The 313-nt window shown below is 50.2% G+C and carries 1 protein-coding gene; it reads left to right on the top strand.

Features of this window, described 5'->3' with window-relative positions; genetic code table 11:
• Positions 1-205: hypothetical protein (locus JIN87_RS28505; RefSeq protein WP_234033687.1), on the top strand; the 205-nt coding region annotated here is incomplete at its 5' end.
• Positions 206-313 lie beyond the last annotated feature (108 nt).

The following is a 313-nucleotide window of genomic DNA, read 5'->3' as shown; positions in this document are numbered from 1 at the left end:
ACCACTTCGGGTTGCTTTTTTCAAAGTAAACTCGAGTGTTACAGTAAGCGTCGCCAAGAAAGAGCTAGGAGTGAAACGACCATCTCATCGCCCCACCCTGATCAAAGTCATTGCCGGTCGAAGACCGGGTCATCGCTTGGCGAAGCCAAGGTCTAGCGACGAAGGAGCAGTGTTAAAATCAACACTCGTTCGCTTCACTCACTAGATCCCTTCACTCAGTTTCGGGCAAGGACCCGACTGCGTCGGCAAGGACTTCCAGTAGACCACTTCGGGTTGCTTTTTTCAAAGTAAACTCGAGTGTTACAGTAAGCGT

Source organism: Pelagicoccus mobilis (assembly GCF_016595505.1).
Taxonomy (GTDB): domain Bacteria; phylum Verrucomicrobiota; class Verrucomicrobiia; order Opitutales; family Opitutaceae; genus Pelagicoccus; species Pelagicoccus mobilis.
Note: the sequence above shows the minus strand (reverse complement) of the source record. Positions and strands in the feature narration are given on the sequence as shown.